The sequence below is a fragment of the Sphingobacterium sp. genome (assembly GCF_032065005.1).
In the GTDB taxonomy this organism is placed as follows: Bacteria; Bacteroidota; Bacteroidia; order Sphingobacteriales; family Sphingobacteriaceae; genus Sphingobacterium.
Genome location: NZ_DAMBMM010000001.1, coordinates 100,128 through 118,715, shown reverse-complemented (window position 1 = coordinate 118,715; position 18,588 = coordinate 100,128). Strand labels below are relative to the sequence as shown.

The following is an 18,588-nucleotide window of genomic DNA, read 5'->3' as shown; positions in this document are numbered from 1 at the left end:
TATAGATTAATCCTACTTTTGTATCACAAAAACACGGTAGGTATAGCTCAGTTGGTTAGAGCACTAGATTGTGGTTCTAGGGGTCGTGGGTTCGAGCCCCATTACTTACCCGGTTAAAGGAGGTCAAAATGACCTCCTTTTTTTGTGTAATAAACACTCCAACATTATCCTTATCCAAAAATCCTAAACAAAAAAACGGATTGAAATCTATCAACCCGTTTTACTCTCCTAATTCAATTTATACTGATCTAACATCTCATGTACCTCCTCCTTGCTATTGAACATCAAAGCATCTAGAATAGATAGGCCTGGCTCAAACACCCGACCTCCTTGCTGATAATCCCGAAGCTTTATTTCATGAAAGAAAATATCAATATCCGACTGAGTATATTTTTCCCGATTATAAAAACTCATTCCGCCGATTGGATTAACATAAGTAACTTTCTGCCCTATCGACTTACAGATATTTAATGCCCACTCATCAGAATCCTTCGGTTGCTCGATTATCAATTCCATCTCTGAAAAGGCAACTATCTCCCTTGGCATATCCAGATAATTACAGATTTCAGTCAGCACATGCCTGTTCAGGGAAGTTATATCATCAAAGTCCTTGGACAAAGTTCCTTTCACAAAATCTAGGGTCGGTTTATAATAAGGAGCAATCTTTTTATAGATGGCCATTTGTGAAAATATTTTATCCTTCCAGGGCTGACTGTTGTCCAAAACACATTCCTTGATCAAGGAAGCTCTTCCGTTTGGTTTTTTCACAGGGACCTGTATATATAACCATCCATCATCCTGTTTCAAAATACGGTTCCGTTCGATCCAACCTCGTTGAATGTATTGCACGGTATCCAATAAAATAAATCGATCCGTATGTTTCAATAGGCTGATATACCCTAAATACGGAAAGAAATAAGGCTGAATTATTCCGATCTTTTTCCTAAGCATTTTTATTTAATAATTAGTTTGGTTTTAGTGCATAGCTATCCCCATATGTAGCCCTTTGGAAAGGGTTCATCATTTAGGTATAGAAAATATTATTATCGGCATTGCATCCGGATAGATTCAGTTCATAGCACTTCAGCCTGAATAGTAAAAACAGCCTATTACTCCTTCAGCAGCATTTTTAAATCTATCAAAATTGATTACAGAGCCCTCAAAATCTGATCGATTGAGACTTCTAAATCACTAACTAATTCAAAGTTAAAACGAACAAATGGCTCATTCTTACGGGTTACCATAATTAGATACCAATAATATTTAAAGAAGGCTTTTTTAGGATGCTAATTAACTTCCAAGAATTTTGTAAATTGTATCATCGCTAAACCTATCATGATAAAACTAAGCAGTACATTCTTTGTAACCCTATTCTTTACGTTAGCAGCTTATTCCCAGACTGCTCCAACAGCAATACAATTTGTCCGTCAAGGAGTAAAGCGCATTATCTTTGACCAGGACCAATCTATCCCATTGGCAAGCCTGAAGCCTGAAAAAATTATAGGATTACATCTTATGCATCCTAGCCAACAATATGGAAAAGACTCAGCAAGGATCAGTATTGAAAATGGACTATTAAACATTACTGCAGAATCGGCATCTGAATCAACGATTTGGTTGGCAGGATTTAATCCTTTTGCCACCTATATCATGGACCTGGGCGATATCACTGGAGAAGGGAAACTGGGCTTTCAATTTGCCGATCCGAAAAAGAAGGAAATTGTCCGACTCTCCATTTCTTATGCAGCAGGACTTATTGCTAACATTGAATTTGACCATCAAAAACCAGCAGAGCACATTAATTTCAATCAATCTATTTATATTCCAGAGAAAAAAGATATTCCTTTAAAAGGCAAGCTCATCTTACAGATGCTTGGCAGTGGATTGACCCTTTACCTTCAAAATGAGGGCCTACCTACTGTCATTGCCCAAATGGATTTTGCGGAACACACAGACCTACGGGAAGTTGAAAAAATCCGCAAATACCAGACCTCATTATATGCTCAGCAGCAAAAAGGGATCATAGCTATAAAATCAGTGGACATCCAATTAAATGCCGGAATGGGTCTTGCAGATATCCGCGCTCTGACCTACGAAACTGGCGAACCCATTATGGATCAAGGTCGTCTATGGTTTAGCATGAGCGTGCGCGGAAGGGCATTACCGCATCATCTCCAAGGGATCTTTAGCATGGACCCTTCAGTATTTGACATCAAGTTTGAGGGCATTGTGGTATTTGATCGAGGGGATGGTTTATGGCGAAATGAGGTCGCCTCCCATATCATCTTTGACCGCAGGGACTCCATTTGGAGAGGGATCACGACGGGGTTCAGTGCTTATGCCAACAAAAACGAGAAGAAACAATTACTAGCGGTAGAGTCAAGACAAGACCCAAGATTTGGTTTCTCCATTATGAAAGCTAAACCAATGGGCCAGGTCGGAGATATTGAAGATCCGCACATAATATTTGACAAAGACGCCAATAAATGGCGAATATTGACCTGTGAAAATAGCGATGGATATAAAGCCATCATACTGGAATCCGATGATTGGGACAAGGGCTATAAAAAAATTGCAGGTCCTGTAAAGCATAATTCTACCGGAACCTCCATTCAAAGAATCAACGGTAAACTTTACTGCTTTTCAGGCAGCTCCGAAAAGGAAATCTTTATCTATTCCTATCCTGACCTTAAAGAATTGGGCCACTTAAACATCGACCTTCCACCTTGGGACGAAACCAGCAACAGTAGGGTTTGGCCAAATGTTATTGAACTTCCTGAGGGATATCCAACAAAATATATCGCCTTGATGATGGACCGATTTAATTACCCTGATCTGAAAGGTCCAAACTGGACCTATGGAGCATTATATCTCTACCATGGATACGAGGAAATAAGGATGAGCCCTTAATTCTTCAGCTTCGGCATTGCCCCCATTTCAAGTTTCAATGTACCTCCTTTCAAGAGGTCCGCATGGCTGATCTGCATTGCTTCCAAAGGTTTTCCATTTAAGCTTGCAGATTGTATATAGATATTTTCTTTAGAATTTCCGCTCGCCACAATATTGAACTGTTTCCCATTGTCAAGCTTGAAAGTTATTTCCTCAAAAACCGGACTTGTGATCTCATAGACCGGATCACCTGGCGCAATAGGATGAATACCTGAAGCCGCAAGGACATACCAAGCCGACATTTGACCCACATCCTCGTTACCTGTCAAGCCCTCCACCTCATTTTTATAGGCATGCTCACAGATGTACCGGGTCCATTTTTGGGTCAGCTCCGGCGCCCCTAACCTATTGAACAGAAAGGGTACATGATGCACGGGTTCATTGGCATGGTTATAATACTTATTCCACAAGAAATCCTTTGGCGTATTTTCAAAGAATGCCGTCAGGTCCGCCAATACTTTTTCCCTGCCCCCCATTAACTCAACCATTCCTTCGACATCATGCGGTACAAACCAACCTTGCTGATATGCATTCGCTTCAATACTGCCGTACCATTCCTTCAAGCGTCCTTCCTCCGGCCATTTCTCCCAAGAACCATCCTTATGTTTGGGTCTAAACCAATTCTTTCGAGAATCAAATATATTCCTGTAGAACTGCCCACGTTTCATGTATTTCTCATAAATATCCTTCTTGCCCATGCTTTTGGCCATTTGGGCAATACACCAATCCGTATAGGCATATTCCAAGGTTTCAGAAATACTAAATCCTGTTTCCACCGGAACATATCCTAGGTCAGAATTCCCAAACTTTTCCGAGGTTTTGATCATCAGGTCCAAGGCTTCCTCTTGGTTAAATCCACGGATACCCTTTGCATAGGCATCCGCAATCACCGATAGAGCCGGATTTCCGATCATACAACCACTATAAGCATTGAAAAACTCCCAACGCTCTAAATAATTCTTATTGCTTTGCTGAGCTAGGCTAATCAAGGAGTTGATTTCTTCATTGACCATCTTTGGATTGATAATCGTCTGCAATGGAAATTGACTCCTGAAAACATCCCAACCACTAAAAATGGTCCTTTTGGTAAAACCTTCCGATGCATGCACCTTTCCATTTGGTCTTGGATATCGCCCATCGACATCCGTAATGTTCCTTGGATCAATCATGGTATGGTAAAGTGCCGTATAGAATACAGATTTTTCGTCATCTGTAGCCCCTTTGACATCTATTTTACCTAAGGCATCATCCCAAGCCTTTTGAGCCAACTCCTGCATGGTCCTAAAGTTCTTCCCTTTCACATCGGCAAAGAAATTGTTTTCAGCACCTTCCATATCTGTGAAAGAAATCCCAACCTTCAGCAATACCTGTTCTTGATCTCTCGTAGGAAACTCCAGATAAAACCCAACATGGTCGGCCTCAACAGCAGAAGCTCCGGGAATGATCTTTGCCCTCTCCAGCATACGCTGATAATCAAGGCTCGCTACATCCTTATTTTTGCGGTCCTGTCCATCGGGCACATCCTGTGCCCAGAACCCATAATTTAACAAGGGTTTGCTAAATTCCGCATAAAAGTAAACCGTATAATCGGGATGCCCATCCCCATCCCCCCAACCTCCTCCAGTTGAGTCACATTTAATCCAACCTTTGATGGTATTTCCATCTACAACTTCCACTGACTGCCGGGTAGAGGTTCCACCGACCCTCCTCGCCAAATCTATTTGAATCCTTGAGGAATCATTTTCAGGAAATGTAAACCGAAGCATACCGCCATAAGGCGATGCTGTAGCCTCCGCCTTGATCTGATAGCGATCTAAGAACACAGAATAATAACCAGCCGTAGCCGTTTCTGAGCTCTTATCATATGTAGATCTATAACCTTGGAGCTCATCTGAACCTTCTTTTCCTGCAATAACATGTAATGGTCCCGTACTGGGCATTACCAAAAAATTTCCCAAATCTCCATACCATCCCACACCACTCATCTGTGTAAAGGCAAAACCTTCAATGGTTTTATGCTCATAGCTATATCCAGAACCATTGTCACCGCCCGTAACGGTATTGGGACTGACCTGAGTCATACCAAATGGAGTGGCAGCACCTGGAAAAGTTTTCCCAAGTCCATGGTAAGAACTCGCCGTATTGGTACTCGCCCCAATAAATGGATTCACATATCTTGAAACGCCAACTGGAGATTGCGCTTCAACAGTGATGGCCAAGCTTACAAAAATTACGGAAACTATGGTTTTTAAAAACATGGATTTATCTTAATAATAATTCTATTGTTATTTTACCTGTCCAAGCATCTTGCCCAATTGCAGGGCTGTTCGAACAAGGTTCTTTTTAGTATGCTTGATGGACAACTCTAATTCCTCCGGTTGATTTCCAATAGGCAGCAACATCAGGAAATAATCCTGCAGTTCTTTTGGAATCTTTAGGGGGACTTTTCCGGCCAATCCAATACAAGGAATTTGCCTATCCTTTGCTTTGGCAGCGACTACGACTGGCGCTTTCCCTTCTAATGATTGACTATCTATGCTCCCTTCCCCAGTGACCAGTAAATCTACCTGCGCCAAAGCTGCATCAAAACCAGTTATCTCACAGAAATAGGACGCTCCTTTTTTTAGTTCAGCATTCAAGAATATGGAAAATGCAGCTCCAAGTCCTCCAGCAGCGCCCCCACCTTTCATACTGTTCAGTGATTTTTGAACCGTTTTTTTAGTCAACCGGTCAAAGCTTTTCAAAAACTCCTCCAATTTTTCGATATCCTCTTCACTTGCTCCCTTTTGCGGACCAAAAACCCTTGCCGCCCCATTTATTCCCAACAATTTATTCTCCACATCGCAAAGAACCGTAAACTGACAACCTAAGGTTCTTTCCTTGAATTTCGAAATGTCCATAGAATCCACCTTTTCAAAATTATGTGCTAAGGACTCAATCACCTCCCCTCTTTTATCCCGAAATTCTAAACCCAGAGCTTGCAGCATACCTATTCCAGCATCAACGGTAACTGAACCTCCCAAACAGATAACAAAATCCTTGATACCTGAATCAATCAATGCTGAAATCAATTGTCCTAACCCTTTACTACTTGATTTCAATGGACTTTTCAGTTTGTTCTGGATAGATTTAAACCCTGAGGTTTCTGCCACCTCAATAACCGCACATTTGCCAGAGTCAATCAGACCATAACTAGCTTTTGTTTTCCTGAGATAGGCACCGGCAACCTCCATGCTCTTAATTTCTCCGTTCAATTGTTTACTGATGAGAAAGGAGCTATAGTCACCGCCATCTCCAATAGGGAATTTGGAAATATTAGCCTGGATCCCACTGGCTTTCAAACCTTTTTCAATCGCATCGGCGACTTTATCAGCCTTTAGGCTATTTTTGAAACTATTGGGTGATATTAATATGTTGAGCATTAAGAATAGACTTCTGGATTCAAACAAGTTTTCAATTTTTCTCCTTCCACAAAGGCAACAATATTCTCTGCCGCAATCCTTGCCATCCCTCCTCTAGCCTCAATGGTTGCTGAACCTATATGCGGTAATACGCAGACCCGTTCATGTTTTAAAAGCGGATTATCAGGCAACATCGGTTCAGGATCTGTCACATCCAAACCTGCACCCCAAACTTTGCCCCCATTTAGCGCTTCATCCAAATCCTTTTCATTGATAAAGCCTCCTCTGGCCGTATTTACAATAATCGAAGTATCCTTCATCTGCTCAAATACTTCCTTATTGAACAATCCTCTATATTCCGGAGCATAATTGGCATGTATAGATAATACATCAGATTGCGCCAAGAGCTCTTCAAAACTGACATACTTTGCGCCTAACTTTTCTTCCAATTCTTCATTTCTATTCCTGTTATGGTATATGACCGGCATCCCATAAGCTGCTTTGCATTTTAAGGCCATCTCATAACCTATCCTTCCCAATCCAAATACACCCAAGGTCTTACCATAAAGTTCTTGGCCCAAGTTTGCAATTGGATTGAAATACTTAAACCGAACCCCTACACGTACTTGATTACTATGGAATGACGCCAATCGAGAAACCATTAACATCAACATAAAGGAAATATCCGAGGTTGCTTTACTCAGAACATCTGGGGTATTGGAAACCGGTATCCCTCTCCGGGTAGCTTCTTCTAAATCTACTTGATCATAGCCAACAGAGAATAGCGACACGGCCTTTACCGAAGGGCAAAGGTCAAAGAACTTTGCATCTATCTTATAGGCTCCAATATTGAGGATCGCATCACATTGTTGACAATAGGAAATCCACTCATCATAGGATATTTCTGGATTTTCAGGCATTATTAGATCGATATCAGGTCTAGCCAGCATTTTCATACCGCCTTCAGGGATAAGCTTATTTATGAAGATCTTCATGTTGAATAGGTTTTTTATGCAATAAGTTTAATATACTAAAAATGTATCGTTTTTAGGAAGACAGGCATTACTTCCATCTTACCATCAGTTCTATTGATTATGATAAGCAAAGAGATATTACCATATGGTTAACACCAAAAAACAGCGGTTGTTGTGAGTAGAAATTGAAAAAGAACAATTCAGCAAAACAAATTTTTTTTAAAGTGGGAAAAGTCTGCAATAACTACAATTTTTGCTTATCGTACCTCATAATATGCTGTGCACTTTCAATTCGATAATCTATCAGCATATTGCCCAATTATTAAGTTTATATTAACTTTCTGAACCATGATAAAATGAAGCAAATCTATTGCTAGATTTATACTAGTAATCAGATAGATAGATAAATATCATGACACATAAGATTCAAGAATTAAGCGAAGCCGAATTACTGAGACGGTTGAGCAGATTGAAGACCTTAACCTCAATTCATGTTATTGCACTAGGTCTTTATTGGGTTTCTTCACTTGCATTAGGCATAGTCGTCGAACATATGTATGTCTGGCTCTTCAGCATCATTTCCTTCCCTATCCTGATTTTGAACGTGAAAGCAATCAACGAAATAAAAGAAGAATTTCAGATCAGAAAAACCATGGTTTAGATATGATTTGCTAAAGCTATAATAAATTGATTTCGAGCCGATACGTAATAATAATTTAGTATTGTTTTTTAATTAAAAGAAGGTCAATCTCAACTTGACCTTCTTTTTCAATGACCTCCCAATGCTATTTAGAGCAGGATTCCACTGCTATTGTAACGAAATGTTTAAATATTGTTACAATCAAAAACAAAAAATCGCCCTTTATTGAATCTCAATACAGATTCACTTGTTAAGAAAAGTTAAGACTTTAAAATTTGCTTGCAATTCTTATAGATTTGCTTCCATGATTAAACATATGTATTTAAAATTATCAGCCGTTATATTAGGATTAAGCATTTCAGGAAATGCATTAGCACAAGATTCAGATTCAGTAGTATATAAAGAGAACAAAGAAAAGGCAATCAAATTTGCTGTCAACAAAAACATCAATGCTGCATTGCCCCTTCTCACTTCATGTTACCAAGAGAACATGGAAGATAAAGAGGTACAAACCATGATCTCTGCATCATTGATCAGTATTGCATCTGACCAGAACAACTTACAAGGTTCTTTGGATAGCATTGATTCATGGACTGCCAAGTTTCCTTTCCTACAAAATGACAAACAAGTCCGTAAGCTATATACGATCAATGCTAATCAATTAGCATTCCTTAGCTTCCAGGAAAAGAATATCGAAAAATCCCTAGCCTACCATGATCTGGTAATTGAAGAATTATCAAAAAATCAGGACCTAGGATTGAAAGACAATAAAGATCTAATTTCATTTGCCGTTAGCCTAGCAACGGACCAACTTGAAAAGAAAGAATTCAGGATTGCCAGAAAGATCGCCAGCGAAAGCTTAGCCTATTTCAACGATCCAGAACTCAAAAAGATGTTAAAATACATGGATGATAAAAACTTGGGACTTAATTAAGTCCCATTTTTTTTTGAGCGTATCTTTCCGCAGTGATATGTATTCATTTTAAACATAGCAGACAATGACAGTGATTATTGGTTTTTTATGTCATACTGAGGTTCATCCGAAGTATCTCGGAACATGACAGACCATCATCTTTTTTGACTGGCGTACAGTTCCTTTACCTTCGGTAAAGGATGACATGATCTTTTGGTGGAGAACCGTACAGATTCTTCACTACCCGTTCAGAATCAAAATGCGCTAAGAGGGATTCAGAGTGAAACGAAGAATCTATTTTGTTTTTATTTAGTAGTGTTAGTCATTCCGAAATCGTAAGATGAGGAACCTATTTCAAAGGATTATGGTTAGTTCCGAGACCCTTCGGGGAAACCCTCAGGGTGACAAAAAAAAGGGTATGGAAAAAGATTCCACCCCCGCTAGGGGTTTTTATTAGCTGATCTAAATGAATTTAAGAGATAATCACCCTAAAGGGTAATATGGATGTTAAGATTGCATGCGGCGGGCGAATTCAATTCGCCCCTACAACACCTGCTACCTTTTTAGCGAAAAGATAGTTCATTCCCTGATCTTGGTCCATCCTCTCATCCTCGGAGGGTGAGCGGAGCCGAACCCCAATCCTGGTTCAAAACCAGCAGGCGAATTCAATTCGCCCCTAACATGGATGATGATCCTGGTGCATCCGGTGGCTGAGCCTGTGAACCCCAATCCCATTTCAAAAAAAAACAACCCCTTTTGGGGTTGCTTTTTTATCTACGTATATATTTCCTGAAACATGAAATATTCCTCTTGAAACATCAGCAAAATCTCAAATCTCACATCTCCTATCTACTCTAAATCAAATCCACGCTTCTTTTTACAAAAGCTGTCAATTCAGCACCTGTCAATAGACCTCTTGACAATAGCGCAAGATCAAAGGCTTGTTTGGCTAGTTTTTCACCTTCTTCTTCGGAAGATTCAACGATGCGTTTCACTAATGGATGGTTTCCATTAACCGTTACCTTATAGTTATCAGGCAAGGTACCATAGAATCCCATACCACCACCAGTTTTAGCCATATCTTTCATACGACGCATAAACTCATCGATAGTTACCGCAACTGGGAGATTATTGGCATTCAAGGCATCCACTTCAACTTTCATATCTGGACGAGAGATCGCTTTCTCAAAAATTCCAGTTGCTTTCTTGCTCTCATCTTCAGTCAGGGTCTGTTCGATTTTCTCGTCTTTAGGGATCAATTTATCGATTACATCCGAGTCAACACGTTTCAACTGAACTTTCTCGCCAGCATGTTGCTCCACATAGCCTGCAAAATGCGTATCCAAAGGACCATTGAAATTCAGGACATCATATCCTTTTGCCAAGGCTGCTGCAATGTAGCCATCTTGCTGGGCTTTATCTTGGGTATACAGGTAAATGATGTTGCCATCTTTGTCTACCTGGATATCCTTAACCTTTTCGTAGTACTCCTTGAACGTATAATATTCATTGTTCACATTCTGAAGCAAGCAGAAATCATTTGCTTTTTCAGCAAATTTCTCATCGCTCAACATACCGTATTTAATGAACAAACTGATATCAGACCATTTTTCCTCAAAACCTTTACGGTCTGATTTAAAGATCTCGTTCAATTTGTCCGCTACCTTTTTGGTGATATAGTTATTGATCTTCTTCACATTGCTATCCGCCTGTAAGAAAGATCTTGAAACGTTCAGAGGAATATCTGGGGAATCGATCACCCCTTGCAATAACATCAGGAATTCTGGAACGATATCTTTTACCTCATCGGTAATGAATACCTGTCTAGAATACAATTGGATCTTATTGCGTTGGATTTCCAATTCATTCTTGATTTTCGGGAAATACAGGATTCCGGTCAGATTAAAAGGATAATCCACGTTTAAGTGAATCCAGAACAAAGGCTCATCCATGGAATGTGGATAAAGTTCATGGTAGAACTTCAAATAATCCTCATCAGTCAATTCTGATGGCGATTTTGTCCAAGCTGGATGCGTATTGTTGATAATATTTGGAACCTCTACGGTCTTGTATTTCGGCTTACCTTCTTCATCTTCACCATCTGGCTCAGACTCTGATTTCATTCCAAACTGAATAGGAACCGGCAAGAACTTACAATATTTATTAAGGATTTGTTGAATTCTTTGTTTTTGAAGGAATTCCAAAGACTCTTCATTGATATGTAAGATTACATCGGTACCACGGGTAGTTCTGGTACCTGCAGAAATCTCATAGGAGGTAGATCCATCACATACCCAATGGGCTGCCTCTGCCCCTTCTTGGTAAGACAAAGAGTCAATTTCAACCTGATCAGCCACCATGAATGCCGAGTAGAAACCAAGACCAAATCGACCAATGATCTCATTGGCATCGTTAGCTTCTTTAAATTTCTCCATGAATTCTGTAGCTCCTGAAAAGGCAATCTGGTTGATGTATTTCTTGATCTCCTCAGCAGTCATACCGATTCCATTATCCGAAATGGTAATGGTCTTTGCATCTTCATCAACTTTCACTTGTACCGTTAGATCGCCCACTTCACCATTATATTGGCCTAATGAAGCTAATCTTTTGATCTTTTGCGAGGCATCGACCGCATTGGAAACAAGCTCGCGTAAAAATATTTCGTTATCTGAGTATAAGAACTTCTTAATCACCGGAAATATATTCTCGGTATGAATTGAAATAGTACCTTTCTCTTCTTGCATATGTTTGTTAATTTATTTTTTTAAGATTTATATATTTCCGTAATCAACTTATATTCCAATGTTATTTTTAAGTCAAATTGACAGCTTGTGCTGAAATTTTTACACAATTGGCTATTTTTGACTGAAAAAACAGGTTAATTCTTCAGATGATATTTAAAAAACCAGATTTCCTTAAGTCTCCTTTGGAACATTATCGCAGCCAATTGGAAGATTCCCTTCAGGCAAAAGCAGCTATTTTTCGGGAGAAAAGCGTAAAGAAAAAACTTCCATTCGTCTATACATTGGTTTTTCACAGAAATGAAGACAGCCCCATGATAACCTTCTCCTATGGTCTTTCATTCGCTAGTCATCCTGATCAACACAATAGGGTTGAATTATGCCTGCAGATGGATTCTGAAGATATGACCTGGGCACATGTCGTTGGATACTTAACCAATCAGCTCCGTGGGGATTGCCCTTTCAATAGTGGCGAAATAATCCGGCTTGGACAAAAGGTCAGCCAAGACTCCGATCTAAACGCTTTCGTGGTGATTCCTGTTCAACATGATATTCCCCAAAAAGTGAAGGATGGGCGGAAATCAACCGTTCAATTGCTTGAATTGCTTCCTATTTATGAACAGGAAGTATATAATATCCAAAAATTAGGATTGGATAATTTCATCAAGCAACTCGGCAAATCCAAAACAGACCCTAAACGAAAACCACTATAAGGTCTTCCTTCATTTAAATCCGCCTTAACAAGCTTGAATCCAACAAAAAAAGATTTTTTCCCTAACACTGTAGCATATCTGTAAACATTACCGTTTTTTTATTGAACGTTCAAAAATTGAATCCTAAAAAGAATTTACTGAACAGATGAAAAAACATAGTCTTCTATTAGTCATTGTACTAAGTATATTAACATTAAGTAGTTGTCTAAAGGATAATGATGATTATCCAGATTTAAACTACCCTGCTGTTTCCCTATTTAACTTCTATCCAAAAAGTTCGGGAATACTATACGCAGTCAATGGAAACCTTTTAAATCAGATAGATCCGCGATACAAAGGTATCTCTATGTTCTTCGCTATTCCGGGAAACAAAAAGATACAGGTTGTCGATCGTTTAAATAATCAACCTATCATTGATACGACTTTCACCTTTGCCGATTCAGTAGTATACAGTTGTATGGTCTATGGAACGGAAGAAAAACCTGAATTTATCAGGGTTCCAGATGTAGAGTTGAAAAATGCAGGGACTAAGACTGGGGTTAGGTTCTTCCATTTGGCCAATCAAGTAGGCAAAGTAAATTTCAAGGTAGGCAGTCAGGATATCGTCGGATCGACCAACCGTGTGAAGGAAAACCCTAACACTGTAGCCCAGACACAAATCTTCAGAGAGTCTACTACGGGAAAAACCGCTGTTACCGTGACGAATGAACAAGGAAAGGTAATCGCCAAAATTGATGAAATCAATTTGGAGAACAATAAACATTATAACTTCATGTTAATCGGAAGTAAGGACAACAGTGAATTTCCTTTAGAGCTTGTATACAGCTTTTATAACATTACAGATTAACGACTTACAACAAGGCAGCTTTACAATACATCCATAAAAACGGAAAGGCCCAATGATTTGGGCTTTTCTTATTTTTAAGGTTTTGCTATATTTATGGCCTATGAGCCTTGAGAAACCCAAAATAGACGAATCTTTTCGTGTACTTCACGCTAAAGCGCATGAATACATTACGGATCAACAAGAACTTCTTGAAGAACAGCATGCCTTTGGCCAATTCTCCAGCTATACCGTAGATTGGGAAAATAATATCATCAGCTTTTCAAATGAGGACAATTCAAACTTAAATCTAGCGTTTCAGATTGTGGGTAGTCTTGATCCTGAGAAATCGATTTGGACCTGGAGATGGGATAATACTGAAATCTCTGAGGCTGAAAAAGAAGAATTGGATATCATCAAAAATTATGGTGAATTCTATGATTTTGGATACCTCAGCAACCCAAAACTGGAAATCGACACCCCTATCGCTTGGGCTTTGACCGCAATTTCCGGTTACCTCCGCATTTCCAAAGGAATCTTCAGGATTCAAAAAGACACTGAAGCCCATTTTGTATACTTTAAGGAAGTGTTAGCCTAACACCTTAAAATATATAGGAGTACCCTGACCATTATTAGGGTATTTCATTCATTGTTGAAATTCCTTAATTTCGCACACATTTTTTACTTATAAGAGCTAATGCAATTAACAAAATTAGAGATTAGAGGGTTTAAAAGTTTTGGTGACAAAGTAACAATCAACTTCAATGAAGGGGTAACAGCCATCGTTGGACCGAATGGTTGTGGCAAGTCTAATGTTGTTGATGCAATGCGCTGGGTACTAGGTGAACAGAGCACCAAGAACCTGCGCTCGGACAAAATGGAGAATATCATCTTTAACGGTACCAAAAACCGTAAAGCTGCTAATCTGGCTGAAGTTTCATTGACCTTTGACAATACCAAAAACATATTACCAACCGAGTTTGCAACTGTTACAATCACCAGAAAATTGTTCCGAACCGGTGAAAGTGAATATAGACTTAACGATGTAAAATGTAGATTAAAGGATATTACGGATCTTTTCCTGGATACGGGAATTGGTTCTGATACCTATTCGATCATAGAATTAAAGATGATCGATGAAATCATCGCCAATAAAGACAATTCCAGAAGAAACCTCTTTGAGGAAGCATCAGGGATCTCGAAATACAAAGTCCGCAAAAAACAGACCCTATCGAAACTAAAAGATACCGAATCCGATCTTTCCAGGGTTGATGACCTTTTGTTTGAAATCAACAAGAACTTAAAATCACTTGAAAACCAAGCAAAAAAGGCCGAGAAATACTTCAAACTCAAGGATGAATATAAAGAAGCAAGCATTGGTTTAGCTTACTATAAACTTGAGGGTTTTCAAACGGATCTTGAAAGGATTACCGATCAGGAAGCCGAGCAACAGGAAAAACTGAGCAATGTGCTTTCCAAAATGGAAAGCAAGGAAAAAACCTTGCAAGAGTCCAAAACGGATATCCTTGCCAAAGAACAGAACCTGTCTGCCCAACAAAAGGCTACCCAGGAATATATCAATAAGATCAGGTCTTATGAATCTGAAAAGAAAATCAAAAATGCGCAATTGCAACATCTGCAGGAAAAGGAAACTCGTCTTAACAATGACCTGCAGAACGACAAACAGCAATTGAACCATGTGCAATATCAAATAAAGCGATTGAACGAAGAGCTTTTTGAAGAACAGAACAGCTTAGATGTCTTAAAGCAGGACCTAGATACGAATAAAATCGAGGTTGAAGAACTGCGAGCACAACAATCCTCAGCGAAAACGAAGCTGGACGAATTCTCCAAAAATAGCCAGGCTCTACAAAGCCAAATCTATGCTTTGGAAAAGGAATTGGCAGTTTTAGGCATACAAAAGGAAGCTTTGGAACAAGAATCCTTGCGAACCAGTCATGATTCGGAATCAAAAGAACTGGAACTTCAACAGTTCAATCATGCAGTTGCCGAATTGGAAGAACGTGTAGCGATCCAACAGGATCAATTTGATGAAGCATTACGGACAGAAGAGGAAATCCAAAGACAGATTGCCCACTGTGAAACCAAGCTCAAAGAATCAGCAGATGACCTGAGCAGAAAAGCACGGTCCGTAGATTCCAAACAGAACGAATACAACCTTACAAAATCTTTGGTGGATAACCTGGAAGGTTTTCCAGAGTCCATTAAGTTCCTTAGAAAACATGCTGGCTGGAAGAAAAACCCACCTTTGTTTTCTGATATCCTATTCTGTAAGGAAGATTACCGTGTGGCTGTTGAGAACTTCTTGGAGCCTATCATGAACCATTATGTGGTAGAGACCAAAGAGGATGCTGTACAGGCCATAAAATTGTTAAGTGATTCTTCAAGAGGAAGAGCTAACTTCTTTGTTTTAGAAGCAATTAACGAACAAAAACCCAATAGCCCCGCAAAGGAAAACAATAAGGCTCTTATTCCGGCCATGGATATCATTAAGGTTGACGAAAAATACCGAAACCTTTGTAATATCCTATTACAGGATGTGTATTTAATTGACTCGGAAGCTGAAATTGACATCGATGCCAACCTACCAGGCGATAATATGGTCCTTCTTCAAAAAGAGGGAAAATACGCTAAAAATAAATTGGGAATCTCTGGTGGCTCTGTAGGTTTATTTGAAGGCAAACGTATTGGTAGAGCAAAGAACTTAGAAATCCTGGAAAAGGAAATCAAGGATTTGAACGAACAGATTGATATCATACAAGAAACCCAAGAGGCATTGAATGGTCAACTGATCGGATTGAAAGGCAGTTCCCAAAAGGAATTTATCGACGAACAGCGAATGCAATTGAATCGCCTGAACAATGAACTGACTACCGTAAAGACAAAACAGGAGCAATATCAAACTTTCATCAATAGCAGCCAGAACAGAAAACAGGATATTGAGACCAAGGTTGCCAATATCGTCGCTCAATTAGAGAAATCTGAGCCTGAATTGGCTACTTTCAAAGAAACGGCTACCGAAAACCAATCGGTATTAAGCCGTCTGGAGGACTCCTACCATGAACTGACCGAGATCCTGAACGAGAAATCAACCGTCTATAATCAGGAAAACATCAAGTTCCACCAACAGCAGAACAAAGTGAACACCCTGCAAAGGGATGTAGAATACAGGGAAACACAACGTGAGAACCTAGAAGAAAGGATTGAAAAATTCACACAAGAGTTCGAAACGGTAAAAAATGACCTGAAAGAAGCCTTGAGTTTTGTAGACAACAACGATACAGACTTAGGTTCGATGTATGAACAAAAGGAATTGCTTGAAAAGGGATTGCAGGAAGTTGAGGAGAATTTTTTTAAATCCAGAAAGGTGATCAACGACCTAGAAGATGAAATCAATCAACTTCGCAAATCCAAGGATATTTCTGACGCTTTGATCTCTGAGTTGAAGGATAAGAAAACAGCTTTACAGATTGACTTGAATGCGCTGAAGGAAAGGCTTTCAGTTGAATTCAATATCGAGTTACAAGATTTATTGGAAGCTGAAATCCCAGAGGAAAGATTGGCAATGGCCGATCTAGAGACTGCTTGCAGAAAGCTTAAAAAGCAATTGGATGACTATGGAAGCATCAATCCAATGGCCAAGGAAGCATACGATGAAATGGATGAACGCCATGGTTTTATACAAAAGGAAAAAACAGACCTAATGGAAGCCAAAGCGTCTTTGTTAAGCACTATCCAAGAGATTGATCAGTCTGCCAATGATAAATTCATGTACGCCTTTACCACCGTTCGTGAAAACTTCATCAAGGTATTCCGATCCCTGTTCAATGAAGAAGACTCCTGTGATATCGTATTAAGTGACCCAAACAATCCTTTGGAATCTGATATCGATATTGTTGCACGTCCTAAAGGGAAACGTCCTTTATCTATCAACCAGCTTTCAGGTGGTGAGAAAACATTGACCTCCACTGCCCTATTGTTCTCTTTATACCTATTGAAACCAGCACCGTTCTGTATTTTCGATGAGGTCGATGCTCCATTGGATGACACCAATATTGATAAGTTCAATAACATCATCCGTGAATTCTCCAACCAATCCCAATTTATTGTGGTATCCCATAATAAACGTACGATTGCCAGCACCGATATTATCTACGGTGTAACCATGGTAGAACAAGGTGTATCACGAGTTGTGGCGGTAGATTTAAGAGATGTTGCTTAAAAAATTAATACCCAAATAAAGATGGAATCCACCTATGAACTGAATCTTAGGTGGATTTTTTTATCCTTTATTTTTTTAATCAAGTTCCAGAGCAAGCATATTTTATTAGCCCTTTCCTTTTACCCTTGTTCGAGGCATCTTCGGGAAGGCTTCGGGAACACCTTCCTTAAAATATTGAACATTTTGCCAAAATTCGGAATATGTCTCGAATAAGATAGGAATTACCTGGGTTTACGATTGATCCAATCCTTGGAAAACAAGAAGTAGATGGCATTGGTTCCGATCAGTATGATCAAAGCGAAATAGCCAAGTGATTTATTTTCCTTATTTGGCCCAAATAAGAAGAAGAACATGGTCGCCGCTGCCGTTAATGATATAATCAGCAACAGAAGTCGATTATAATTCATAACAAATTGGTTAATTGGTTAGTAACTCCTTGAAGATAAGAAGAAAAATTGAAGAAATGGTAAACAGCTGAATAACCCCCAATGGGCAATGTCATTAAATTAAGAAAAAACCAAAATTTAGATTCTTCGTTACTTTTGGAGCCCAACAGTAACCAAACTGACAAAGGAGCTCACGGACCCCAATTCTATTGTTACTTTTGGAGCCCAAAAGTAACCAAAAACCTTCGGCTCATTTAAGATGGCTTTTCGCACAATCATCCGCACATGAAAAGAATGCCTGGATGTCGAGGATGCCGTTCTTCTAAATTCTCCCCTTCGATGGGAGAATTTCTTGAAAGCATCCAAGGCCATTCCCATCCCACAGGGCACCGGCATTCTTTCCATTTTTCCGCCATTGGAAATGAGCCGGGGATAAAGGGCTTCCTTCGGAAGCATAAGTGTTTGTAAAAAAACCAGCGGGGGTGGCATCTTTGTAGAAATTAGATTTTTGGAAATGGCCAACCCACAGCGTGGGTGAAATATTTTTCTATACCTTTTCTGTGTCACCCTGAGGGCACCGCCGAAGGGTCTCGGAACTATCCATACTTCACTTGAAATGGTTTTCTCATCTTACGATTAGTAATGACAAACCCTTCACAATGAAATTAAAAATAGATTCTTCGCTGCACTCTGAATCCCTCTTGAGCGCATGTTGATTCTGAACGAGCAGTGAGGAATCTGTACGGTTTTCCTCACAAACTGCTTGTCATCGTCAATCTTCGATTAAGGACCTGTACGCCAATCC

At 39.5% G+C, this 18,588-nt stretch carries 14 protein-coding genes and 1 tRNA gene; 7 read left to right on the top strand and 8 right to left on the bottom strand.

Annotation, left to right across the window (positions count from 1 at the left end; genetic code table 11):
* The first annotated feature begins 36 nt into the window (after positions 1-36).
* Positions 37-110: transfer RNA gene (locus RT138_RS00525), tRNA-His, on the top strand.
* Between the two features lie 118 nt (positions 111-228).
* On the opposite strand, the gene RT138_RS00520 is transcribed toward RT138_RS00525, so the two are convergent.
* From RT138_RS00520 to RT138_RS00500, 5 genes are all read right to left on the bottom strand, one after another.
* Entirely contained in the window at positions 229-951 is a 723-nt protein-coding gene (locus RT138_RS00520) for a WbqC family protein (protein ID WP_313189034.1), read from the bottom strand.
* A 1,385-nt stretch (positions 952-2,336) separates the two neighbouring features.
* The gene (locus RT138_RS18835) at positions 2,337-2,534 is read right to left on the bottom strand and encodes a hypothetical protein (RefSeq protein ID WP_409529443.1); all 198 of its coding nucleotides are present in this window, start codon (positions 2,532-2,534) and stop codon (positions 2,337-2,339) included.
* Between the two features lie 372 nt (positions 2,535-2,906).
* Positions 2,907-5,207 carry a GH92 family glycosyl hydrolase gene (locus RT138_RS00510; RefSeq protein WP_313189032.1) on the bottom strand — a complete coding sequence of 767 codons (2,301 nt, stop codon included), beginning with the start codon at positions 5,205-5,207 and terminating at the stop codon, positions 2,907-2,909.
* 27 nt (positions 5,208-5,234) lie between these two features.
* The gene (locus RT138_RS00505) at positions 5,235-6,371 is read right to left on the bottom strand and encodes a glycerate kinase (RefSeq protein WP_313189031.1); all 1,137 of its coding nucleotides are present in this window, start codon (positions 6,369-6,371) and stop codon (positions 5,235-5,237) included.
* On the bottom strand, positions 6,371-7,345 hold the full coding sequence (locus RT138_RS00500; RefSeq protein ID WP_313189030.1) for a D-glycerate dehydrogenase: 975 nt from the start codon (positions 7,343-7,345) through the stop codon (positions 6,371-6,373). The genes RT138_RS00505 and RT138_RS00500 overlap by 1 nt, the downstream gene beginning before the upstream one ends.
* 391 nt (positions 7,346-7,736) lie before the next feature.
* Here RT138_RS00500 and RT138_RS00495 point away from each other — a divergent pair, with 391 nt between their 5' ends.
* Positions 7,737-7,985, top strand: coding sequence for a hypothetical protein (locus RT138_RS00495; RefSeq protein WP_185212602.1), 249 nt, complete (start codon positions 7,737-7,739; stop codon positions 7,983-7,985).
* 295 nt (positions 7,986-8,280) lie between these two features.
* Entirely contained in the window at positions 8,281-8,898 is a 618-nt protein-coding gene (locus tag RT138_RS00490; RefSeq protein ID WP_313189029.1) for a hypothetical protein, read from the top strand.
* Between the two features lie 833 nt (positions 8,899-9,731).
* Here RT138_RS00490 and htpG read toward each other — a convergent pair.
* Positions 9,732-11,621: a molecular chaperone HtpG gene (gene htpG / locus RT138_RS00485; RefSeq protein WP_313189028.1), complete on the bottom strand. Its 1,890-nt coding sequence runs from the start codon at positions 11,619-11,621 to the stop codon at positions 9,732-9,734.
* 146 nt (positions 11,622-11,767) lie between these two features.
* Between htpG and RT138_RS00480 the strand changes: the two genes are divergently transcribed.
* From RT138_RS00480 to smc, 4 genes are all read left to right on the top strand, one after another.
* Entirely contained in the window at positions 11,768-12,331 is a 564-nt protein-coding gene (locus tag RT138_RS00480; protein ID WP_313189027.1) for a suppressor of fused domain protein, read from the top strand.
* 145 nt (positions 12,332-12,476) lie between these two features.
* Positions 12,477-13,178: a DUF4397 domain-containing protein gene (locus tag RT138_RS00475; protein WP_313189026.1), complete on the top strand. Its 702-nt coding sequence runs from the start codon at positions 12,477-12,479 to the stop codon at positions 13,176-13,178.
* A 100-nt stretch (positions 13,179-13,278) separates the two neighbouring features.
* Complete coding sequence (locus RT138_RS00470) at positions 13,279-13,752, top strand: DUF6882 domain-containing protein (RefSeq protein ID WP_313189025.1); 474 nt, start codon at positions 13,279-13,281, stop codon at positions 13,750-13,752.
* A 99-nt stretch (positions 13,753-13,851) separates the two neighbouring features.
* A complete protein-coding gene (gene smc / locus RT138_RS00465; protein ID WP_313189024.1) occupies positions 13,852-17,397 on the top strand; it encodes a chromosome segregation protein SMC in 3,546 nt (1,181 codons plus the stop codon).
* A gap of 221 nt (positions 17,398-17,618) precedes the next feature.
* On the opposite strand, the gene RT138_RS00460 is transcribed toward smc, so the two are convergent.
* Together RT138_RS00460 and RT138_RS00455 are read right to left on the bottom strand one after the other, a co-directional pair.
* Positions 17,619-17,804, bottom strand: a complete 186-nt coding sequence (locus RT138_RS00460) for a hypothetical protein (protein WP_313189023.1) — start codon at positions 17,802-17,804, stop codon at positions 17,619-17,621.
* Between the two features lie 129 nt (positions 17,805-17,933).
* Entirely contained in the window at positions 17,934-18,239 is a 306-nt protein-coding gene (locus tag RT138_RS00455; protein ID WP_313189022.1) for a hypothetical protein, read from the bottom strand.
* Between the last annotated feature and the right edge of the window lie 349 nt (positions 18,240-18,588).